This window comes from Sphingobium sp. TKS (assembly GCF_001563265.1).
Taxonomy (GTDB): Bacteria; Pseudomonadota; Alphaproteobacteria; order Sphingomonadales; family Sphingomonadaceae; genus Sphingobium.
In genome coordinates, this window is sequence record NZ_CP005085.1 from 365,240 (window position 1) to 382,801 (window position 17,562).

Below are 17,562 nucleotides of genomic sequence, written 5' to 3' on the forward strand. Positions count from 1 at the left end.
ATCAATCATCCGACCCGCTTGGGCCGCGCCCTTAAGCGAGCGTCTGCCGCCGCTGCGAGAGGCCGATGGCTACAAGACCCACTCCCGCCACCGCGAAGCTCGCTGCGAGGGCAGCTGAGAAGACGGTCACGAATTCCCTTACTTCACCGAAGATCAGAATGGCGAACATCGCCAGCGGTGCGCCTGCCATCAGCGCCAGGCCCAATCCAAGGTCAACAAAGCCCCGGACCAGGAGCCATGTCCAGTTGGCTGTCGGGCCGAAGCGCGACTGAAACCCTGTGTCGAGCGACAGGATTCCGCGCAAAAGAAACCAGATCATGACGAAAGGAGCGAGCGGATGGAGACCGCTCCAGGGGGCACTGATGAACAGCGCCGCCAGCGCGATTGTAAGAGCGCCAGACGCGAAGGCGAGGCGCCCCGTCCAGCTATGGCGCCCCGTCCAGGAGAGCAGCAGTTCCGACAGGCCGCCGGCCAGCAGCATCCAGCCAACCAGGCGGGGCAGCACATGGACATGGGTCAGGGGCAGGGCAAGCGCAACTGCGGCGAGCAGAATCTTGAACAGTCCACATGGAATCGTCAACTGCCAGGGAGAAACATGGAAAGGACGGTGCATGGCCTGACCTCGATAAAGCGCGACCCACGAAAGCAGATGTTCATGGCGACCCAGTTTGAGTGCGTTTCGGTTGAACCGCAAGCCGTTCGGGTCCGGCCTGCTGACGGATGCATTGCTGGGTCGGCTTGCGCTTTCCGGAGCGGCGGCGCGCTCGCCCATCGGACAAAAGCTCAGGTCCGCTTTCAGGGATTTGTCGCTGGGCTGATGGTGTGTCGCGCCAGGCAAGACTTGTCGAATGAAGGAAAAAAGGCCAGCCTTTCCATGCATTTTCAGCTTTTTCGTCGATGGGGTTCAAATTTGGAGGCCATTATCCCCGATCGAAAAATGGCCGTTTTGGTGATGCGGGGCGCTCAGTGCTCCCGATGGCAGAAGGAGGGACTTCGACATGGCTGCCACGGCTTCTACGAACCTCCAGCCTTTTCTGGAAAGGCTCAGTCTCCGTTCGGTGCTGACGGATCAGGAGCGGCGGGCTATTCTGGGGCTGCCTGGCCGAGCCAGGCAGGTGCGGGCCAATCACGACTTTGTCGCTTTGGGAGAGAGGGTCGATCATGTCAGCTTGATCGTCGCGGGGCTGGTCGGAAGGTTTGAACAAAATGGCGAGGGCGCGCGCCAGATCACTGCGATCCATGTGCCCGGTGATATGGCTGATCTTCATTCAGTGGTGCAACCGCGGGCAACATCCGCTCTCCAGGCTCTTTCTGTCGCGACGATTTTGCAGATACCACACGCCGCTTTGCGATCGGCGACTGCGCGATATCCCGCCATCGCTGAGATTTTGTGGCGGGACTGTATGGCTGATGCAGCGATACTCTCACAGTGGATCGTGAACGTCGGCAGGCGTGACGCAAAGGCGCGCATCGCACATCTGCTTTGCGAGCTGGCCTTCAGGCTTGGGGCGCCTGTAGGCCATGGCTCATTCTCGTTTCCGTTCCAGGTAACCCAGATGCAGCTTGCCGACGCCACGGGGCTGACCAGCGTCCATGTGAACCGCGTCCTCAAGAGCCTGCGTGAAGGCGGCCTGGCCGAGGTTGGCCGGCTTGAGGTCACCGTGCGCGACTGGGACAGGCTACGGGCTGCGGGCGAATTCAACCCGAACTATCTACAGGCGGACATCAAGCCGCATGAGAGATTGCGGATCGTGCAGTCCTCACATGCCGTGACCTGAACGGGAAGGGCACCGGCGAGTAGCTGTCGAAGGAGCAAGCGTGGCGGATTCTTTCCCGTGCCTATCCCTTGGGGACCGCAGGAGCGCTCTCGTTCAAGCGGATAGGGCCATAATTGAACAGCGCCGCGCGTGCCTGGGATCGGTCTCCCCTGCCTATCGTTGAAGCGCAAGGCGGCCTCTGCCCTGATGGTCAGGGTCAATGCCTGCGCACGAACTCGGCCCTCAGAACCAGTCCCTTGATGCCTTCGAAGCGGCAGTCGATCTCCTGCGCGTCGCCAGTGAGCCTGATGGATTTGATCACGGTTCCCTTGCGCAGCGTCTGCCCGGCGCCCTTGACCTTCAGATCCTTGATCGTGATGACGCTGTCGCCGTTGGCCAGAAGGTTTCCGGCGGAATCGCGGACCTCGACGCGGTCGGCATGCTGGGCCTTGGCGGCAGCCTCGCCAGCGGAGATCCATTCGCCTGAAGCTTCATCATAGACATAGTCGTCGTTCGTTGGCGTCATCTTCAAAAAATCCTGTTTGCCGGTCAGTTGAGGCGCTCGGCCGCGGCTGAGGGTGCCGTGGCGATTGCTGTTGCAACGCGCAGGGCGTCGGAGAAATCATCGCTGAAGAGGATATGCTGGCCCGCTGGACCCAGTGAAATCCGCTCGAGCATCGCCAGGGGCTGTGCCTGGATACCTGAAACGATGATCTGCGTGCCGGCTGACGCTGCCTGCCGCACGATGTCCTCGATCGTCGCTACGCCACTGGCATCGAGCAGCGGCACCCGCCGCATGCGAAGAATGATGATCTTGGGCGGCGGCCCGACCCGCCGCAGCGTATCGAGCAGTTCATTGGCGACGCCGAAGAAAAGGGGACCGTCGATACGGAATACCTCGACGCCCGCAGGGAGTGCGTCGCGCTGATGGATGTCTTCCCCATCCTCCGACGGCGTCGCCATTTCGCTGCTGTCGTTCGCGATCTCCACAGCCTGGCTCATGCGCATCATGAAAAGGAGCGAGGCGAGCGTGACGCCCACCCCGATTGCGACGGTGAGATCCACAAGGACCGTGAGCCCAAAAGTCAGCAGCAGCAAGGCGCGATCGCCATTGGGCATGCGCAGCAACTGGATGAAGCGATGATGTTCGCTCATGCCCCATGCGACCATGAACAGGATGGCGGCGAGCGCGGCCAGGGGCACATAGGCCATCAGATCTGACGCGAACAGGATGAACAGGAGCAGGAACAGCGCATGCATCATGCCGGACACAGGCGTGATGGCGCCAGCCTTTATGTTGGTGGCCGTCCGGGCAATGGCGCCCGTCGCGGGCAGGCCGCCGAACAATGCCGACGCGATGTTCGCCATCCCCTGACCCACCAGTTCCTGATTGGGCCGATGGCGTGAGCCGATCATCCCATCGGCCACAACCGCCGAGAGGAGAGCCTCGATCCCGGCGAGAAAGGCGATGGTGAAAGCCGACGGCAGGACCGCCCGGACCTTGGCCAGAGAAAAGTCGGGCAACCCGGGAGCGGGGAGCCCCGCTGACAGGTCCGGAAAGCGCGAGCCGATTGTCTCCACGGGCAGATGGAGAAGCGCGACGGCTGCTGCGGCGAGTATAACGGCGATGAGGAAGCCGGGTAAACGCGGCGCCCATTTTCGAAGGGCTATGATCAGCGCGAGCGACGCCGCACCCATCGTCACGGTGAGGACCTGGAGGCTGTCGCGCGCAGCGAAATAGGCTCCCCATTTCGGCAGGAAATCGGCGGGAACGCTTTCCATCGACAGGCCAAGGAAATCCTTGACCTGGCTCGATGCGATGATGACAGCGATGCCCGCGGTGAAGCCCGTCACCACCGGCTGCGGGATGAAGCGCACGAGGCTGCCCAGGCCTGCATAGCCGGCGATGATCAGCATCACCCCCGCCATCAGTGTCGCGAGCAGCAGACCGTCATAGCCATGTTGCGCGATGACGCTGAAGATAACGACGACGAAGGCGCCGGTTGGTCCTCCGACCTGAACCCGTGAGCCACCCAGCGCCGAGATCAGGAAACCGGCAATGACAGCCGTGACAAGCCCCTTGTCGGGCGATGCGCCGCTTGCGATCGCCAGCGCCATGGCCAGGGGGAGGGCGACGATCGCAACGGTGAGGCCGGCAATGGAGTCGCGCCGCAGCCGGTCTACCGAATAGCCCTCGTGCAGGACTGTGACGAGCTTTGGTGTAAAAGCGATGAGCCGCTCATCAGCACGCATCGTCTTGCGCCGTTTGATCGAACAGAACCGAGGGTATGTGCCTGGTCTGTCCGCCGGCAGCTGTTTCCTTCAGCCGCACGCCGCGTCCTGCGCCGCTGCTCTGCGCATTCTCTCCTATGATCTCGATCCCTGCCGATTCAATCGCGTTGATGACCTTGACCAGGGTATCGACCACGCTTCGCACTTGCCCGTCTGACGCTTCCATCCGCTGGATCGTCGGCAGGGAGACACCCGCCAGCGCGGCGAGCTGGCGTTGATCGATGCCGAGCAGGGCCCGCGCAGCTCGCATTTGTTGGGACGTGATCATGATCGATATATGATGTATAAGACATCAAATTACAATCTTCAACACCATATGTTCGATGTGATATACAGATACTAGTTCATCATTGATCTTCATACAGGCCTGAATGGCAATGCTGAAAGAGGCCGGGTGGCCAGAGTGCCGCACGGGTGACCCGGGAGAACCGATCAGGAAATGCGCGGGGAACAGGGGCGGAGGAATGGGGAAAGAAAAGCACGCGCTTGCCGAGGTGGCCTTGCGCGACATGGTGCAGGGGCTTGCGCAATGGTTGCGCGGTGATCTCGATGCCCTGGACCTGGCGCGTGGGGAGCGCGCCCAAGATGCCCTGGTGGGGATGAACGCGGCGCTCCACGTAAAAGGCGAGACATGAAAGTCCATCCCTGTATCGAGTTTCTGGAAACGCAGCAGCGCCGATTTGCTGAATTTTGCTCCCGGGAAAGGGTTCGTCGCTCGTTGACCCGGGAGGAGGAAGCGCTTTTCGATCGTATAAGCCGGGCCAATCATCGGAATATGGCAACATGGCGGGCCAGGTTGGCCGGGCTATAGGTTCCTCGACCTGGCCCGGCCGGTGGAAAGTCGGGTGCCGCTCGGCGCTCAGGCCGGGGCGTCATCGGGGGTTTTGGCGCGGGAGGCGGTTCCTGCCAACAACAGCCCGATATCGCGCCGTTTGTCCATCAGGTCGCCGAGCGAGTAGCGATCCAGCACGCTAAGGAAGGCGCAAAGAGCCTCCTTCAGTACGCCCGTCATGCTGCAGGCGGGCGCGATCACGCAGCTTGCGCAATCAACAAGGTCAAATCCACCCTCGGTATGGCGCACAAGCGTGCCGATATTGATTTCCTGAGGCGCCTTGCCAAGGCGAATGCCGCCGCCCCGCCCGCGAACGCTTTCGACATATCCCGCGCGAGCCAGGTCATTGACCACCTTCATCAGGTGATTTTGCGAGATGCGATAGGCCTTCGCGACCTCCGCGATCGAACACAGATGATCGGGCCGCGCCGCGAGATAGAGCAGCACGCGCATAGAATAATCCGTAAACAGCGTGAGCTTCATACCCATTCCGAAAGCCGTGATCGGCTTGCGCTAATACTAGGCAATCGCATTGCATCTTTCAAACAAGCGATATAGATGTATTTGTAATGCATGATTGGAGCATGAGTCGTGGACGATGCCTCGAGAATCGACGAAGCGGGTCTCAAGAAGCTGGTGCATGAATTTTACGCCCGCGTGCGCGAAGACGCGGAACTTGGGCCCATCTTCAACGAAGCGGTTCGCGACTGGCCAGATCATCTGGACAAGCTGACGGCCTTCTGGTCATCCGTTATGCTGGGGAGCGGCCGCTACAAGGGGCAACCGGTTCCCGCGCACCTCAAGCATAAGGATCGCATTACCCCCGCCCTTTTTGATCGCTGGCTTGGTCTATGGAACGAGACGACCGGGGCGGTGATGGAGCCTGGAGCCGCCGCCGCGCTTCAGGCCAAGGCGGCGCGCATTGCCGAGAGCTTGCAGCTTGCGATATATTTCCGCCTCGAGGCATCCGAGCGTCGGCCGGCGTCGCGCGCAGGCCGCTTGAGTGGTAAAGAAATTGAGGGGAGCATGCGGCCGTGATGAGTGTCTCACCCTATCGATCGACCCCCGTGTTCGACGAGGACACGTTGCCGGCGGCCCTGCGTGCCCGCCATGATACCAAGGCGGGCGTGTGGGGAGTAATCCGCGTGATCGAGGGGGAGCTTGAACTCACTTTTCTCGATCCGCCTTCCACGAGCCTGTTGACGCCGGGGACGCCCGGCCTGGTCCGGCCGCAACAGCCTCACTTCGTGACCCCGATTGGGGCGATGAAGATGCAGATCGACTTTTACGACCGGCCACCTGCCGATTGAGCTTTGACCCACCCTTCCGTTACGATTGTACAGGAGATGTAGATGACGCAGCCGCTTAGTGACCAGACCATCGCGCTCGTCAAGGCTACCGTTCCCGCGCTGGAGGCCCATGGGCTCGACATCGTCCATGAAATGTATGCGCGAATGTTCCAGAACCCGGAAATCCGCGATCTCTTCAACCAGTCCCATCATGGCGACGCCGGCTCGCAGCCCCGCGCGCTGACCGGCGCGATCCTCGCTTATGCGAGCAACATCGACAATCTGGCCGCCCTGGCGCCAGCGGTTGAACGGATCGCGCAGAAGCATGTCGGGCTTCAGATCCAGCCTGCGCATTATCCGCATGTCGCCGAGGCGCTGCTAGGCGCGATCAAGGCTGTCCTGGGCGATGCCGCGACCGAGGAGATCCTTGCTGCATGGGGCGAAGCCTATTGGTTCCTTGCCCATATCCTCATCGCCCGTGAAGATCGCATCTACACCGATCAGAAGGACACCGCCGGCGGCTGGAACGGATGGCGCGACTTTCAGGTGGACGAAGTCATCCGCGAAAGCAGCGTCATCAGTTCCTTCATCCTGCGGCCCATCGATGGCAGGCCCGTGATGGCGCATCGGCCGGGTCAGTATCTCACCTTCTGGCTCGAAATTCCGGGTCATCCGCCGGTCAAGCGCAACTATTCGATTTCGTCGGCGCCCAACGGCGCGACCTATCGTATCTCGGTAAAGCGCGAGCCCCATGGCCTTGCATCGGGCTGGCTCCATGACGAGGCGAAGGCCGGCACGGTGCTCAAGGTCGCCGCTCCCGCTGGCGAATTCTATCTGAGCGCTCATGTCGAGCGGCCGGTGGTGCTGCTATCGGGCGGCGTGGGCCTCACGCCGATGGTCGCGATGCTGGAGGCGTTGGTAGCCAACGGCACCGACGCGCCTGTCCATTATATCCATGGCACGCACGACAAGGAAACGCATGCCATGCGCGATCATGTCCGCGCGCTCGGCGCCAAGGGCAAGGCCGTTTACGTGACCGACTTCCATCAGACCCCGCTTGCCGGTGAAATCGAGGGCCAGGATTATGACGCGGCGGGCATCATCACCGATGAATGGCTCGTTGCGAACACGCCGGTGGCAGAAGCTGATTACTATATCTGCGGTCCACGGCCGTTCCTGCGCCACGCTGTATCGACATTGTCGCTGGCAGGCGTTCCTGCCAGCCGCATCCATTATGAATTCTTCGGCCCGGCCGATGAGCTGCTGGCGGCCTGATGGACGAAGCATGCGCCTGCATCGCGGTTGGCGGAGCCCGGTAACCCCTGCGAGGGAAAGGGGTGCCAGCACAATGTGTGAAGCAAGGCCTCTGCAAGGGGCAGGGTGAAGTCAGGAACGAGACGGAGAGGATCCTGTCCTCTCCGTCCCCGCCCGCTCGGCGAACTCGTCACCAGTTGGGACGCTGCATTGCCCATGGTGTGACATTCATTTCGGATCCGTTCAAGACGATAAAGGCTTTGCAGAAAATCAAAGATGACAGGGGGCGTCGAGCGCCATTGCATCGGCCCCTTCAGCGAGGGATGATCTTTTGCGGGCGATTGCGAACAGTTCGTCCCCTTGACGACGACGTCGCAGAACGTGCCTCTTCCAGGCGGTGTTCAAGCAACGGCTTCAAGAGCAGGAGGGCATCGCTGCGGAAGGCCTGGTAGACTGCCGGATTTCGTGTTCCCGCCGCAAAAAGTGCCGAACTGCCCTCCACGACGGTGCCGAGAAGATACAGGGCATTGCGAAGGGGGCCGGCGGCCCGCGCGTCAGGTGACACGCCCAGGGCGAGGATGCAGGCTTCGACGGCTTCGTCATAGAGCCGGGTCACCCGATCGGCGATCTGCGGATCGCGGGTGGATGAGGCCCACAGTTCCAGGAAGAGGCCTGCGGTCTGCGCCGCGACTGCATCGTCCAGCAACCAGTCAAGAAGGGGCTCGATCGGTGAACCGGGATTGTCCGAGAGGGACGCTGCAAATGTCCTGAACCGATCGAGATACCGGCTTTCGAGCATATCAAGGACGGCCGCTACAAGGGTAGCCCGGTTAGGATAGTGATGCGTGAGATTGCCATATTTGACGCCGGCGCGGCGTGCGACCTCCTGCAACGTCATCCCGGCAATGCCGTGATCGACGATCACGGCGACCGCGCTTTCCACGATCGTGGAACGGGTTTGATTGCCGGCCCTGTTCTGCCTCACGCGCAAGCGGTCACCTCTGTTCGGATGTATCTGGTGGTTCGCTGTCTGGCACTCCGCCCCTTAATCCGGGCATAACGGGTTCACGCCGATCGCAACAGAACCGCTCTTGAATAAACTGGTATTATTACCTAGAAAACGGCCGCTTCCCATTGGGAAGTGGTCAAAAGGGAGGCTGGATTGAGCAACTTGCAGGGGAACGAGGCCCCGATCTCGTGCCGCAGGCGGCAACGAGCCGCTTGAGAGATCATGCGATGAGCGTTGCATGGACAGATGAGAAGATAGCTGAAGCCGCCGAAGCCTTGATCGCGGTTCATGGTGAGAAGGCTGCTCAGCAAATGATCGACATTTCGCAGGACGAGATTCGCGCGACAGGAAATTGCGATGCCATTCCGCATGATCGGATCATGGCGGAAATCGCGGCCCGGCTTTGCCGGGCGCGGCCGGTGCCGGAATAGCCGGCCTCTCAAACGCAGGCTGGAACGCATGGCATGGTCAGCAGTTCGCATACAGCGGGGGTAAAGTGCTTTGCCTCGAAGCCGTTTTCCATGGCAACGCGGCGCATGCGCCTGATATCTGGACCCTGGCCCGTTGGAATTCGAAACAGACATGCCGCGCATCCTTCTCGTCGATGATGAACGCCTGCTTCTCATGTTGCTCGCCGATATATTGGAAGATGAAGGATTTGACGTCGATATGGCGTCGAATGGCGATGAAGCTCTGGAGCGGGCGCGCTTGTGTCGGCCAGCGCTCATCATCACGGACTTCATGATGCCGGTCATGACCGGGCTCGACCTTGCCCTTTCCATCCGCGCCGATGGGATTCTTCAGGAGATTCCCATCATACTTGTGAGCGGCGCGCAGGCGGCAATCGGGCGCGGCCATCCCGATCTTTTCCAGTCGGTGCTCGACAAGCCTTATCACAAGGATATGTTGGTGAACGAGGTTCGCCGGCTCCTGGCGCAATCTTCGCGGGGGTAGGCCGGCAAATTTCCCATTGGCGGCGCGAGAAGAGGTGCGGTCGGCAGGGCGCGTGCATTCTCAAGCTGACGCAGCGGAAGGCGCACAGGCGCCGTTGGAGCGTGATCCGGTCATGTCCAATGACCATGCTCTCTGTGCCTGGGATTTGCCTGTCTCCCGGCCAGCGGGTGTCCTTGGGACACGCACTAATTGCGCGGTTGCATTACCAGCTGCAAGCCGAGATGAGGGGACGCATTCTTGGGCAGTACCAGTTCAATGTGCCGCCTCACATGGTATAATGGTCCGTCGCCTTCTTCCAGCAGTGTCTCGGTTGCACCGGCTGTCAATATGACCGGTCTGCTGTCGACATACATCCGGGTTCCGGCCGGAACGGTTCCATGTTCCAACATCAGCCTATACCCGCGATAGGCGTTGCAATAGGCGTCGGCATGACCAAGATCGTTATTGCCGACGCGCAGCGGCGCTGAAAAGGAGGCCTCGGTCTTCGCCCGGCAGATGATCGGGACCGTCGTACGCACGCCCAGGACGCCGTTTGCCTGTTCCCCTGACGCGGGTTCCATGACCAAGACGGCTGTGAGCATGACTATGCCGCTCAGAACCCGATGGATGCTTCGAGGGGCAGAAGGAGCTGCACCTGCCGACTGCATCACTTTTGCCCCCTGTTGTCCTTTGCCGGATTAGAGGATGTCATGGCCCCCGTGGCAAAGCAATGAGGTTCGCCTCTTCGAGGTTCCAATTACATGAAGTTAACGTGGAGTGCTTCTTTGTTGCAAAATTTGCAATCGCCCAGCGGCGTTCCGCACCTACGGAATGAAAATTCCGAATGGAACATGCCATTTGAAATAATAATGCGAGCCGTAAGCATTCGATGTCCGCAAACCTTGTGAAAGAGAAAGAATCGATATTCCTACCTTCTGAATGCTTGTTAACGGCGATGCTGGGTGTTGAATTCATGGAAAAGGCCCTCTAAATGGCCGTCATCCCCTAGCGTAGTGCTCCTGACCCTTTCGGGAAGGAGCCTTGTCGCGTCCAAAATAAGGAGTCCTTCAATATGCGCATGCTTGCCGCTGCCCTGATCGCTGCCGCTGTTCTTCCTACTTCAGCCTATGCCGGCACCGCCACAGGCACCTTCAAGGTTCAGACCAACGTGGTTGCGTCCTGCAAGCTGACGCCGCAGGACATCAATCTTGGCAGCTACGATCCGACCAGCGAGGAAGCTTTGTCGGGAAGCGGCGTCGTGAGCGTCATGTGCACCAAGGGGACGACGCCCATCCTTTCCTATGATGGCGCCAACGGACAGGGCCAGACCCAATATATGGTCGGCACGTCAACCAGCAGCAAGCTGAGCTACAATCTTTATTCCGACAGCAACCACAGCACCAATCTGGTCGGCCAGAACACAACGCTGCAAACGAGCGATGGAAGCACTGCCCAGACCATGGCCGTCTATGCGAAGGTCGCAGGAGGCCAGAATGTGCCGGCCGACAGCTATGTCGATACGGTAACGGTCACGGCGACTTTCTAAGGCTATGCAGGAGCAGAGCGTTAAGCGGCTTTCGCTCCTGGGCATGGTAGTCGCCGGCATGGTGGCTGCCATGCCGGCACGGGCTCAGGAACTGGGCATCAGCCCGGTCCGCGTCGAGATGATGGGCGACGCGCGCGCGGCGACGCTAACGGTCCGCAATACCAGTGATGCGCCGGTCAACCTGCAGGTTCGGGCGATGGACTGGCAGCAGGTCGAGGGGGCCGAGCGTTTCAAGCCCACCGAGATGCTGATGGCGAGCCCGCCCATCACTTCCCTTGGCCCAGGCGAAACACAGGTCGTCCGCCTGGTGGCTGATGGGCTGCCGCCGACCGCCGTTGAAAAAGCCTTTCGCCTCGTGCTCGACCAGATTCCGTCGGTCGCGCCGCTTGAGGGCGCGGGCATGCGCATTCAGTTGCGGGTTCTCGTCCCGGTATTCGTGCTGCCCAAGGGCAATCTTCGTCCGATGCTGCACTGGAGCGCGAGACGGGAGGGGGAGAGTTTGATCCTGACTGTCGTGAATGACGGCGCCCGGCATGACCGTCTGCTCAATCTGAAGGTCACGACCGGTGCCGGTGTCCCGATCGCGATTCCTTCGACCAACACAGGCTACGTCCTGAGCGGTGGAAGCCAGAGCTGGACAGTGCGTACGGCTCTTGCAGGCATCCGGTCCTTGAGGATTTCCGGCGATGGCGAGTTCGGCGGGATCAGCGCCGATGTGCCGATCGTGCCTTGATCATCGGCGATATTCCCGTTGGGGTTTGTTGCTTTTGTCCTTCATGGGCGTCGGCGTCACCGCGGCAGGAGCCCTCGCAATGCCGAAAGGTCCGCCCTTATCCGCCACGGCTCGGTCGGGTGACATGATTTCCCTTCTGCTGGAGATCCGGGTGAATGGCTGGACCGCGCCGGTGATCGGGCATTTCCGCCAGCAGGGTGCGCGGCTGGCGATACGCGCGGACCAGTTCGAGGACTCAGGCTTTCGCCGCAACGGGGCGATGATCTCAACGATAGGCGACGGGGAGTGGATCTGGCTTGATCGCCTGGCTGGTGTTTCCTGGGTGGTCGACGCCCATGCGCAGAGCATCGAGATTACTGCGCCTCCCTCGCTGCTGAGGGAAGCTGCATATAGCCTTGATACCCGACGTCCGGTGCAGAGCCGGTCAGACTGGGGCGCCATGCTGTCCTACGATCTCTATGGCCAATGGTCGCCAGGATCGAGCGGTCTTTATGCCCCCGGGCTCTCGGCCAATCTCGACGCCAGGATCTTCTCTCCGCATTTCACCGCCGCAAGCTCGGGTCTTTTGAACCTGCGAGACAGGGGCCGTTATGTCCGCCTGGATAGCAGCATCGTGTTCGACAAGGTGAACAGTAGCGAGAGCCTGCGGCTGGGCGATGGCTACACGGCCGGTCCGGGATGGGTACGCACGCTTCGCTTTGGAGGCATCCAGTGGGCGCGCAACTTCAGCCTTCGTCCTGATATCGTGACCGCACCGGTTGCCCGGCTGAGCCGGGAAGTGGCGGTGCCCTCAACACTCGATCTGTTCGTCAACGGGATACGCAGCTATTCGCGTGGGGTGAACCCGGGCACCGTGCGACTGGACGACCTGCCTGTCGCAACCGGTTCGAACAGGGTCCAGATGATCCTGACCGACGAGTCTGGAAGGCGAACCGAGGTCTCGCTCCCCTTCTACTCCTCCAGCCGGCTCCTCGCCGCGGGCATGACCGATTTCAATATCGAGGCGGGCTTTCCAAGACTGTCCTACGGGGACAGGAGCAACGATTATGGGCGGTTCTTCGCGTCGGGTTCGGTCAGCAGGGGAATGAGCGATCGCCTGACCCTGCGCGCCTATGCGGCCGGCGCGCGCGGATATGGCGGCGGAGGCGTAGGCGCGACGGTGCAGGTCGGCGTCCTGGGTCTTGTCGATGGGGCGTTGCTCGCGAGTGGGGGGCACGCGGGCACCGGCCTGGGCTATCATATCGGGATTGAGCATGTGGGACGCAGCTTCAGCCTGTCGGGTGGCTATACGCATGGCGGCAGGCGCTATCGGGACCTGGCCCAGACGTTCGACGCTCCCGCCTTTGTGGATCAGGCGAGGGCATCGATGGGGCTTGGCCTGGGCGATGCGGGCAACCTCAACCTTGCTTATGTCTGGACCCGCAGGACCGGCGAAGCCGCGAGCGGCATCGCGTCAGCGACCTACCGTGTCGAGGTGGGACGCCGGCATGGGATCGGCCTGTCCCTGTCGGGCTACGCTGACACCCGCCAAAAAGGGTGGGGCGCGCTTCTGTCCCTCTCCTTCCGCTTCGGGCGCCATGGCCAGGTCTATAGTCAGCAGAGCTGGCGCGAGGGGCGGCTGGAGAGCAGCGTCCAGGTCAATGGCCAGAGTGGCGACCAGCGGTTCAACTGGCAGATAGAAGGCAGCCGGGGCCGCAGCGACGCTCTGGCCTTGCAGGGAAACTGGCGCGGGTCTGCGCTGGGGCTCTATGGGCGGATCGATCATATCGGTGGAATGACCGGTGTTCAGGGCGATTTGCGGCAATCGCTGATCGTCATGGACGATCGTCTCTTTGTGAGCCGGATAGTGGATAACGGCTTCACGGTCGTTGATGTATCTGGCCAGCAAGGGGTGCGTGTGTCGCTCGAGAACCGTCTGGTGGGGCAAACCGATGCGACCGGCCGCCTTCTTGTGCCGGGATTGCAGCCCTATGTGGGGAACCGGATCGCCGTTAACCCACTGGACCTGCCGGCCAATGCCGAGATCAGGCAAACCGAGCAGCTTGTCGCGCCCCGCGCGGGCGGGGGGCTGGTGACGCGCTTTGCCGTCAGGGAAGAACGATCCGCTCTGGTGACACTGGTGACTGGGCAAGGCGTGCATCCGCCGGCAGGGTCGAGTGTAACTCTGGAAAACCATGAGAACGCCATGGTGCTGGGTTATGATGGCAAGGCCTATGTCCGGGGTATCGGTCCAGGACAAAACCGGTTGAAGGTCGCATGGCCGGAGGGCGCCTGCGTGGCGATCTTCGATGCGCCTCCTCGATCGCGTGACAAGATACCCCAGATTGGACCCTTGATATGCGCGCCTTGAAGTCAGTCGTTCTGGGCCTTGCGTGCCTTCCACTCGAGGCACCGGCCCAGGCAGGCGCTTCTGAAGGGATGACCGCTTCCTGCCATGTCGTGGTTTCCTCGCTTGTGTTTCCGCCCTATGATGGGGCGGCACATGGCCGCAGCAGCGCCATTGGCACGATCCAGATCGATTGCCCGCCTGATGTGGAACCATCCAATCCGCGTATTTCACTCTCGCCGGGAGGTTCAGGCCGTTTTGCCGAGCGGCAGATGACGTCTGGCAAAGAGAGTCTGCGCTATAATCTTTATCTTGGACCAAGCCATCTTCGCGTCATCGGGGATGGAAGCGGAGGAAGCGAAGCGATGACAGCGGCAAGCGCCCACTCGCCGAGCCGGGCCGTTTTCACCATCTATGGCAGGATCCTGGCCGGGCAGGCGGTCAGTCCAGGACAATATTCCGACGATCTGACGATCCAGATGGAATTCTAAAGCTTGGTTTGAGTTCGAACGGATCAAAAAGGCCAGATGAATTCCGGCTTCAGCCGCCGCTCCACGCAGAGATTGGCGCCCAGGAGGCGGGATCAACACGAAATGCTGCAGACGGGGAAAATGAATTTGGGCATCGGCGACGTGATCGCCAAGGTGCACAGGGGACAGTGGCAAACCGTTGGTCCCCGTACGTCCTGACAGGGGCATGTGGTCGAGGCGAGTATTGCGCTTGAAATGAAGCTGGCATGGATCTGGTGCGGTGCCCACGACGTCGGGTGGGATTTCGAGCGAACGGATGGCCTCAGGCTGGAGGTCAAGCAATCAGCGACGCTGCCATCCTGGCCTGGGGTAAACGAAACGGCGCCCTGTAGCGCTGTACCGTTCCGGCCGATGGGACATAATGCTGGCGAGGGGACCACGGCGTGCTAAGGGCCGTCCCATGAGACGGAGGCAATTCGATCGCGAAACGCGGCGACAGCAACAACAGTGGCGAGCCATGAAACGCCGGCGTCAAAAGCGGTCCGCCCGGATGGATCTCCGGACGGTCCTTGCCGGCGCCTTCATCATATGCCTGGCTGCGCTTCTGGGCTTGTACTGGCCCTCCGCCGGGCGGAAGTCCGAGGCTGCCGCGGCCATGCCGGACAGCGCTGGGGGGTTCGCTTGCCAGGTGAGCGCGATCACCGATGGCGATACCCTGCGATGTGCGGACGGCACTCGCATCAGGCTCCACGCGGTCGCCGCGCGTGAGAAGGATGAAAGCTGTTCACCAGGCCATCCCTGTCCGGCAGCATCAGGCGCCGCCGCAACGGCTGAGCTGACCGAACTTGCCGCGGGACAGCGGCTTCAATGCCGTGCAACGGGCAGGAGCTATAATCGGGTCACAGCGATCTGTCGCAATGAGAGCGGGGTCGAGATCAATTGCGCCATGGTCCAAAGCGGGACGACCGCCCTGTGGCCGCGCTACAATGAGCAGATGCCTATTTGTGATCGCAGCTGATGGCTCTTGCCGCTGGATCGGTATCGGCCAGATTGGTCTCCTTCAACCCATATTTTTCGTCAGGTTTGTGGCATGGGCGACAGACCTTTTCTTGACAGGCCGGAAACGGGCCACGCCGCGATGATGCAGTCTGTGTCACATAGAGGCACACTGCCGAAGGATTGAGCGCTGCGGGTCGATGCAACGGCTATGGAGAGTTCGGAAAGGAGTCCATCCCCGAATCACCGAATTGCGGGATCCGATTCCTTCGCATTATCTATCGATTCCTCGACAAACCATTGGACTCCGGTACGAATGCTGGTTAAGGCACGCGCAACCCAGCCGCATCGTCCCAACGAAGGCGCGACTGGGTTTTTAAAAGTCCGGCCATGACCCTTTTGGCTGGCTCTTCTGTCCCGGCGCCTGCCGCCTGAGGCGGCGCGACATGACATGGCGCCGGGACTTTTTACGATCGCACGATATTGCCATGCCGGCGCTGGGCGTTCCCCTCATGACCGGTAGCGATCATGATGCGCAGGTAGTGGCACAGCCCTCCTGCATCGCACTGCCGGCAATACAGGCCGTTGCCCGATCAGGTGCTTGGGGCAGACCTGAAATCACATCTTGGCAGTGCCATCCAGCCGACGCCGCGATCCCCCCCTCTTGGGCTTCTCTGCTGCGAGTTCAACCGGTACCTCGCGCTTGGAGGGGCGCTTGGCAGTCACTGCCTTTGGGCGCAGGCCGAGGCCTATCTGGGGTCATTTGCGGGAGGGGGCGAAATCCGGCTCTGTTGCAAAGATTGGCGGCAGTCAGAGGTAGGCTGTCGCTCTGCGCCGATCAGGCGGCTGCTGCGAAATGGTGGTTGAGCATGCCCATGGCCTCCGTCAGCGCCGAGGGCCCAATGCCAAAAGCTCTCTCCACAAGGCGCACCTCGCCCCTGATGCCGGGCTGCAGGCACCAGGGGCGAGCCTGTCCTTTGCGCAGGGCTCGCATGACTTCGAATCCCTTGATCGTGGCATAGGCCGTGGGGATCGATTTGAAACCGCGCACCGGCTTGATCAGTATCTTGAGCTTTCCGTGATCGGCCTCGATCACGTTATTGAGATACTTCACCTGCCGGTGGGCCGTCTCCCGGTCCAGCTTTCCTTCGCGCTTCAATTCGGTGATCGCTGCACCATAGCTCGGCGCTTTGTCGGTATTGAGCGTGGCAGGCTTTTCCCAGTGCTTCAGGCCTCGCAGGGCCTTGCCCAGGAACCGCTTCGCTGCCTTGGCGCTGCGGGTCGGCGACAGGTAGAAATCGATCGTGTCGCCCCGCTTGTCGACTGCCCGGTACAGGTAGGTCCACTTGCCCCGCACCTTGACGTAGGTTTCATCCAGGCGCCAGCTCGGATCAAAGCCACGCCGCCAGAACCAGCGCAGCCGCTTCTCCATCTCCGGGGCGTAGCACTGGACCCAGCGATAGATCGTCGTATGGTCGACCGAAATGCCGCGTTCCGCCAGCATTTCCTCAAGGTCGCGATAGCTGATCGGATAGCGACAATACCAGCGCACCGCCCACAGGATCACATCACCCTGGAAATGGCGCCACTTGAAATCCGTCATCGTTCCGTCCGTCCAATCTCCGCCAAGCATGCTCAAGCTTCACGATTTTTGCAACAGAGCCCTCACCGGCAAGGGCGCGCAGATCGACACCACCACACCATCAGGCCGCATGGTGTTCGGCATTTTCGCCACCCTGGCGGAATTCGAGCGGGATATGATCCGCGAGCGCACCATGGCGGGCCTCGCCGCTGCCCGCGTGCGGGGACGCAAGGGAGGTCGAAAATTTGCGCTCTCCAAGGCGCAGGTGCGTCTCGCACAGGCCGCCATGGCCCAGCGCGACACCTCCGTCTCCGATCTATGCAAGGAACTCGGGATCGAGCGCGTCACGCTCTACCGATACGTCGGCCCCAAAGGTGAACTCAGGGATTATGGCAAGCGCGTCCTCGGCTTAGCGTAGGATTTCGCCCCCTCCCGCAAATGACCCCCATACGGGCCTTCGATCAGCTATGATAATGAGGCTTCGTATGTGGTCATCACATGCACCGGGTCCGCCGGGCTGTTAACCGGTGGACCCACTTACTC

The 17,562-nt window shown here is 61.2% G+C and carries 19 protein-coding genes and 1 pseudogene; 12 read left to right on the forward strand and 8 right to left on the reverse strand.

Annotated elements, in window-relative coordinates:
- Positions 1-31: 31 nt before the first annotated feature.
- Positions 32-613, reverse strand: coding sequence for a DUF308 domain-containing protein (locus K426_RS26760; RefSeq protein WP_081659700.1), 582 nt, complete (start codon positions 611-613; stop codon positions 32-34).
- Positions 614-998: 385 nt separating this feature from the next.
- Between K426_RS26760 and K426_RS26765 the strand changes: the two genes are divergently transcribed.
- Entirely contained in the window at positions 999-1,778 is a 780-nt protein-coding gene (locus K426_RS26765) for a Crp/Fnr family transcriptional regulator (protein ID WP_066564259.1), read from the forward strand.
- Positions 1,779-1,974: 196 nt separating this feature from the next.
- Here the strand turns inward: K426_RS26765 and K426_RS26770 are convergent, their stop codons facing one another.
- Genes K426_RS26770 through K426_RS26780 form a run of 3 tightly spaced genes read right to left on the reverse strand, consistent with a single transcriptional unit; the run spans position 1,975 to position 4,317 of the window.
- Positions 1,975-2,283 (reverse strand): alkylphosphonate utilization protein, encoded by a 309-nt coding sequence (locus K426_RS26770; RefSeq protein WP_066564261.1) that lies wholly within the window; start codon positions 2,281-2,283, stop codon positions 1,975-1,977.
- A gap of 23 nt (positions 2,284-2,306) precedes the next feature.
- Positions 2,307-4,010: a SulP family inorganic anion transporter gene (locus tag K426_RS26775; RefSeq protein ID WP_066564264.1), complete on the reverse strand. Its 1,704-nt coding sequence runs from the start codon at positions 4,008-4,010 to the stop codon at positions 2,307-2,309.
- Positions 4,000-4,317 (reverse strand): helix-turn-helix domain-containing protein, encoded by a 318-nt coding sequence (locus tag K426_RS26780; protein ID WP_031290952.1) that lies wholly within the window; start codon positions 4,315-4,317, stop codon positions 4,000-4,002. The genes K426_RS26775 and K426_RS26780 overlap by 11 nt, the downstream gene beginning before the upstream one ends.
- A 196-nt stretch (positions 4,318-4,513) precedes the next feature.
- Here K426_RS26780 and K426_RS31935 point away from each other — a divergent pair, with 196 nt between their 5' ends.
- Complete coding sequence (locus tag K426_RS31935; protein WP_158511796.1) at positions 4,514-4,684, forward strand: hypothetical protein; 171 nt, start codon at positions 4,514-4,516, stop codon at positions 4,682-4,684.
- Between the two features lie 224 nt (positions 4,685-4,908).
- On the opposite strand, the gene K426_RS26790 is transcribed toward K426_RS31935, so the two are convergent.
- Positions 4,909-5,364, reverse strand: a complete 456-nt coding sequence (locus K426_RS26790) for an Rrf2 family transcriptional regulator (protein ID WP_021244708.1) — start codon at positions 5,362-5,364, stop codon at positions 4,909-4,911.
- A gap of 108 nt (positions 5,365-5,472) precedes the next feature.
- Between K426_RS26790 and K426_RS26795 the strand changes: the two genes are divergently transcribed.
- Genes K426_RS26795 through hmpA form a run of 3 tightly spaced genes read left to right on the forward strand, consistent with a single transcriptional unit; the run spans position 5,473 to position 7,445 of the window.
- On the forward strand, positions 5,473-5,919 hold the full coding sequence (locus tag K426_RS26795; RefSeq protein WP_066564268.1) for a group III truncated hemoglobin: 447 nt from the start codon (positions 5,473-5,475) through the stop codon (positions 5,917-5,919).
- Positions 5,919-6,191, forward strand: a complete 273-nt coding sequence (locus tag K426_RS26800; protein ID WP_066564271.1) for a DUF1971 domain-containing protein — start codon at positions 5,919-5,921, stop codon at positions 6,189-6,191. Before K426_RS26795 ends, K426_RS26800 begins: the two co-directional genes overlap by 1 nt.
- A 42-nt stretch (positions 6,192-6,233) precedes the next feature.
- Positions 6,234-7,445 carry an NO-inducible flavohemoprotein gene (gene hmpA, locus K426_RS26805; protein WP_066564274.1) on the forward strand — a complete coding sequence of 404 codons (1,212 nt, stop codon included), beginning with the start codon at positions 6,234-6,236 and terminating at the stop codon, positions 7,443-7,445.
- 292 nt (positions 7,446-7,737) lie between these two features.
- Here hmpA and K426_RS26810 read toward each other — a convergent pair whose 3' ends face one another.
- Positions 7,738-8,409: a TetR/AcrR family transcriptional regulator gene (locus K426_RS26810; RefSeq protein WP_158511797.1), complete on the reverse strand. Its 672-nt coding sequence runs from the start codon at positions 8,407-8,409 to the stop codon at positions 7,738-7,740.
- A gap of 251 nt (positions 8,410-8,660) precedes the next feature.
- On the opposite strand from K426_RS26810, the gene K426_RS31575 reads away from it, so the two are divergent.
- Both K426_RS31575 and K426_RS26820 read left to right on the forward strand, forming a co-directional pair.
- Positions 8,661-8,864 carry a hypothetical protein gene (locus K426_RS31575; RefSeq protein ID WP_021244703.1) on the forward strand — a complete coding sequence of 68 codons (204 nt, stop codon included), beginning with the start codon at positions 8,661-8,663 and terminating at the stop codon, positions 8,862-8,864.
- A gap of 133 nt (positions 8,865-8,997) precedes the next feature.
- The gene (locus K426_RS26820; protein ID WP_021244702.1) at positions 8,998-9,387 is read left to right on the forward strand and encodes a response regulator; all 390 of its coding nucleotides are present in this window, start codon (positions 8,998-9,000) and stop codon (positions 9,385-9,387) included.
- A 185-nt stretch (positions 9,388-9,572) separates the two neighbouring features.
- On the opposite strand, the gene K426_RS26825 is transcribed toward K426_RS26820, so the two are convergent.
- Positions 9,573-9,905, reverse strand: coding sequence for a hypothetical protein (locus K426_RS26825; protein WP_145907803.1), 333 nt, complete (start codon positions 9,903-9,905; stop codon positions 9,573-9,575).
- A gap of 533 nt (positions 9,906-10,438) precedes the next feature.
- On the opposite strand from K426_RS26825, the gene K426_RS26830 reads away from it, so the two are divergent.
- From K426_RS26830 to K426_RS26845, 4 genes are all read left to right on the forward strand, one after another.
- On the forward strand, positions 10,439-10,912 hold the full coding sequence (locus K426_RS26830) for a Csu type fimbrial protein (RefSeq protein WP_021244700.1): 474 nt from the start codon (positions 10,439-10,441) through the stop codon (positions 10,910-10,912).
- A gap of 4 nt (positions 10,913-10,916) precedes the next feature.
- Positions 10,917-11,645, forward strand: a complete 729-nt coding sequence (locus K426_RS26835; RefSeq protein WP_021244699.1) for a fimbrial biogenesis chaperone — start codon at positions 10,917-10,919, stop codon at positions 11,643-11,645.
- Positions 11,646-11,724: 79 nt separating this feature from the next.
- On the forward strand, positions 11,725-13,995 hold the full coding sequence (locus K426_RS26840; protein ID WP_059140381.1) for a fimbria/pilus outer membrane usher protein: 2,271 nt from the start codon (positions 11,725-11,727) through the stop codon (positions 13,993-13,995).
- A gap of 68 nt (positions 13,996-14,063) precedes the next feature.
- Positions 14,064-14,462, forward strand: a complete 399-nt coding sequence (locus tag K426_RS26845; protein ID WP_059140382.1) for a Csu type fimbrial protein — start codon at positions 14,064-14,066, stop codon at positions 14,460-14,462.
- A 1,813-nt stretch (positions 14,463-16,275) separates the two neighbouring features.
- Here K426_RS26845 and K426_RS26855 read toward each other — a convergent pair.
- On the reverse strand, positions 16,276-17,040 hold the full coding sequence (locus K426_RS26855) for an IS6-like element IS6100 family transposase (protein WP_001389365.1): 765 nt from the start codon (positions 17,038-17,040) through the stop codon (positions 16,276-16,278).
- Between the two features lie 55 nt (positions 17,041-17,095).
- Between K426_RS26855 and K426_RS26860 the strand changes: the two are divergent.
- Positions 17,096-17,437 (forward strand): annotated as a pseudogene (locus tag K426_RS26860) (recombinase family protein); the annotation flags it as partial.
- Positions 17,438-17,562 lie beyond the last annotated feature (125 nt).

Coding starts and splice junctions, on each gene's coding strand:
- K426_RS26760 (WP_081659700.1), bottom strand. CDS start 613: ATGCACCGTCCTTTCCATGTTTCTCCCTGGCAGTTGACGATTCCATGT.
- K426_RS26765 (WP_066564259.1), top strand. CDS start 999: ATGGCTGCCACGGCTTCTACGAACCTCCAGCCTTTTCTGGAAAGGCTC.
- K426_RS26770 (WP_066564261.1), bottom strand. CDS start 2,283: ATGACGCCAACGAACGACGACTATGTCTATGATGAAGCTTCAGGCGAA.
- K426_RS26775 (WP_066564264.1), bottom strand. CDS start 4,010: ATGCGTGCTGATGAGCGGCTCATCGCTTTTACACCAAAGCTCGTCACA.
- K426_RS26780 (WP_031290952.1), bottom strand. CDS start 4,317: ATGATCACGTCCCAACAAATGCGAGCTGCGCGGGCCCTGCTCGGCATC.
- K426_RS31935 (WP_158511796.1), top strand. CDS start 4,514: ATGGGGAAAGAAAAGCACGCGCTTGCCGAGGTGGCCTTGCGCGACATG.
- K426_RS26790 (WP_021244708.1), bottom strand. CDS start 5,364: ATGAAGCTCACGCTGTTTACGGATTATTCTATGCGCGTGCTGCTCTAT.
- K426_RS26800 (WP_066564271.1), top strand. CDS start 5,919: ATGAGTGTCTCACCCTATCGATCGACCCCCGTGTTCGACGAGGACACG.
- hmpA (WP_066564274.1), top strand. CDS start 6,234: ATGACGCAGCCGCTTAGTGACCAGACCATCGCGCTCGTCAAGGCTACC.
- K426_RS31575 (WP_021244703.1), top strand. CDS start 8,661: ATGAGCGTTGCATGGACAGATGAGAAGATAGCTGAAGCCGCCGAAGCC.
- K426_RS26830 (WP_021244700.1), top strand. CDS start 10,439: ATGCGCATGCTTGCCGCTGCCCTGATCGCTGCCGCTGTTCTTCCTACT.
- K426_RS26835 (WP_021244699.1), top strand. CDS start 10,917: ATGCAGGAGCAGAGCGTTAAGCGGCTTTCGCTCCTGGGCATGGTAGTC.
- K426_RS26840 (WP_059140381.1), top strand. CDS start 11,725: ATGCCGAAAGGTCCGCCCTTATCCGCCACGGCTCGGTCGGGTGACATG.
- K426_RS26845 (WP_059140382.1), top strand. CDS start 14,064: ATGACCGCTTCCTGCCATGTCGTGGTTTCCTCGCTTGTGTTTCCGCCC.
- K426_RS26855 (WP_001389365.1), bottom strand. CDS start 17,040: ATGACGGATTTCAAGTGGCGCCATTTCCAGGGTGATGTGATCCTGTGG.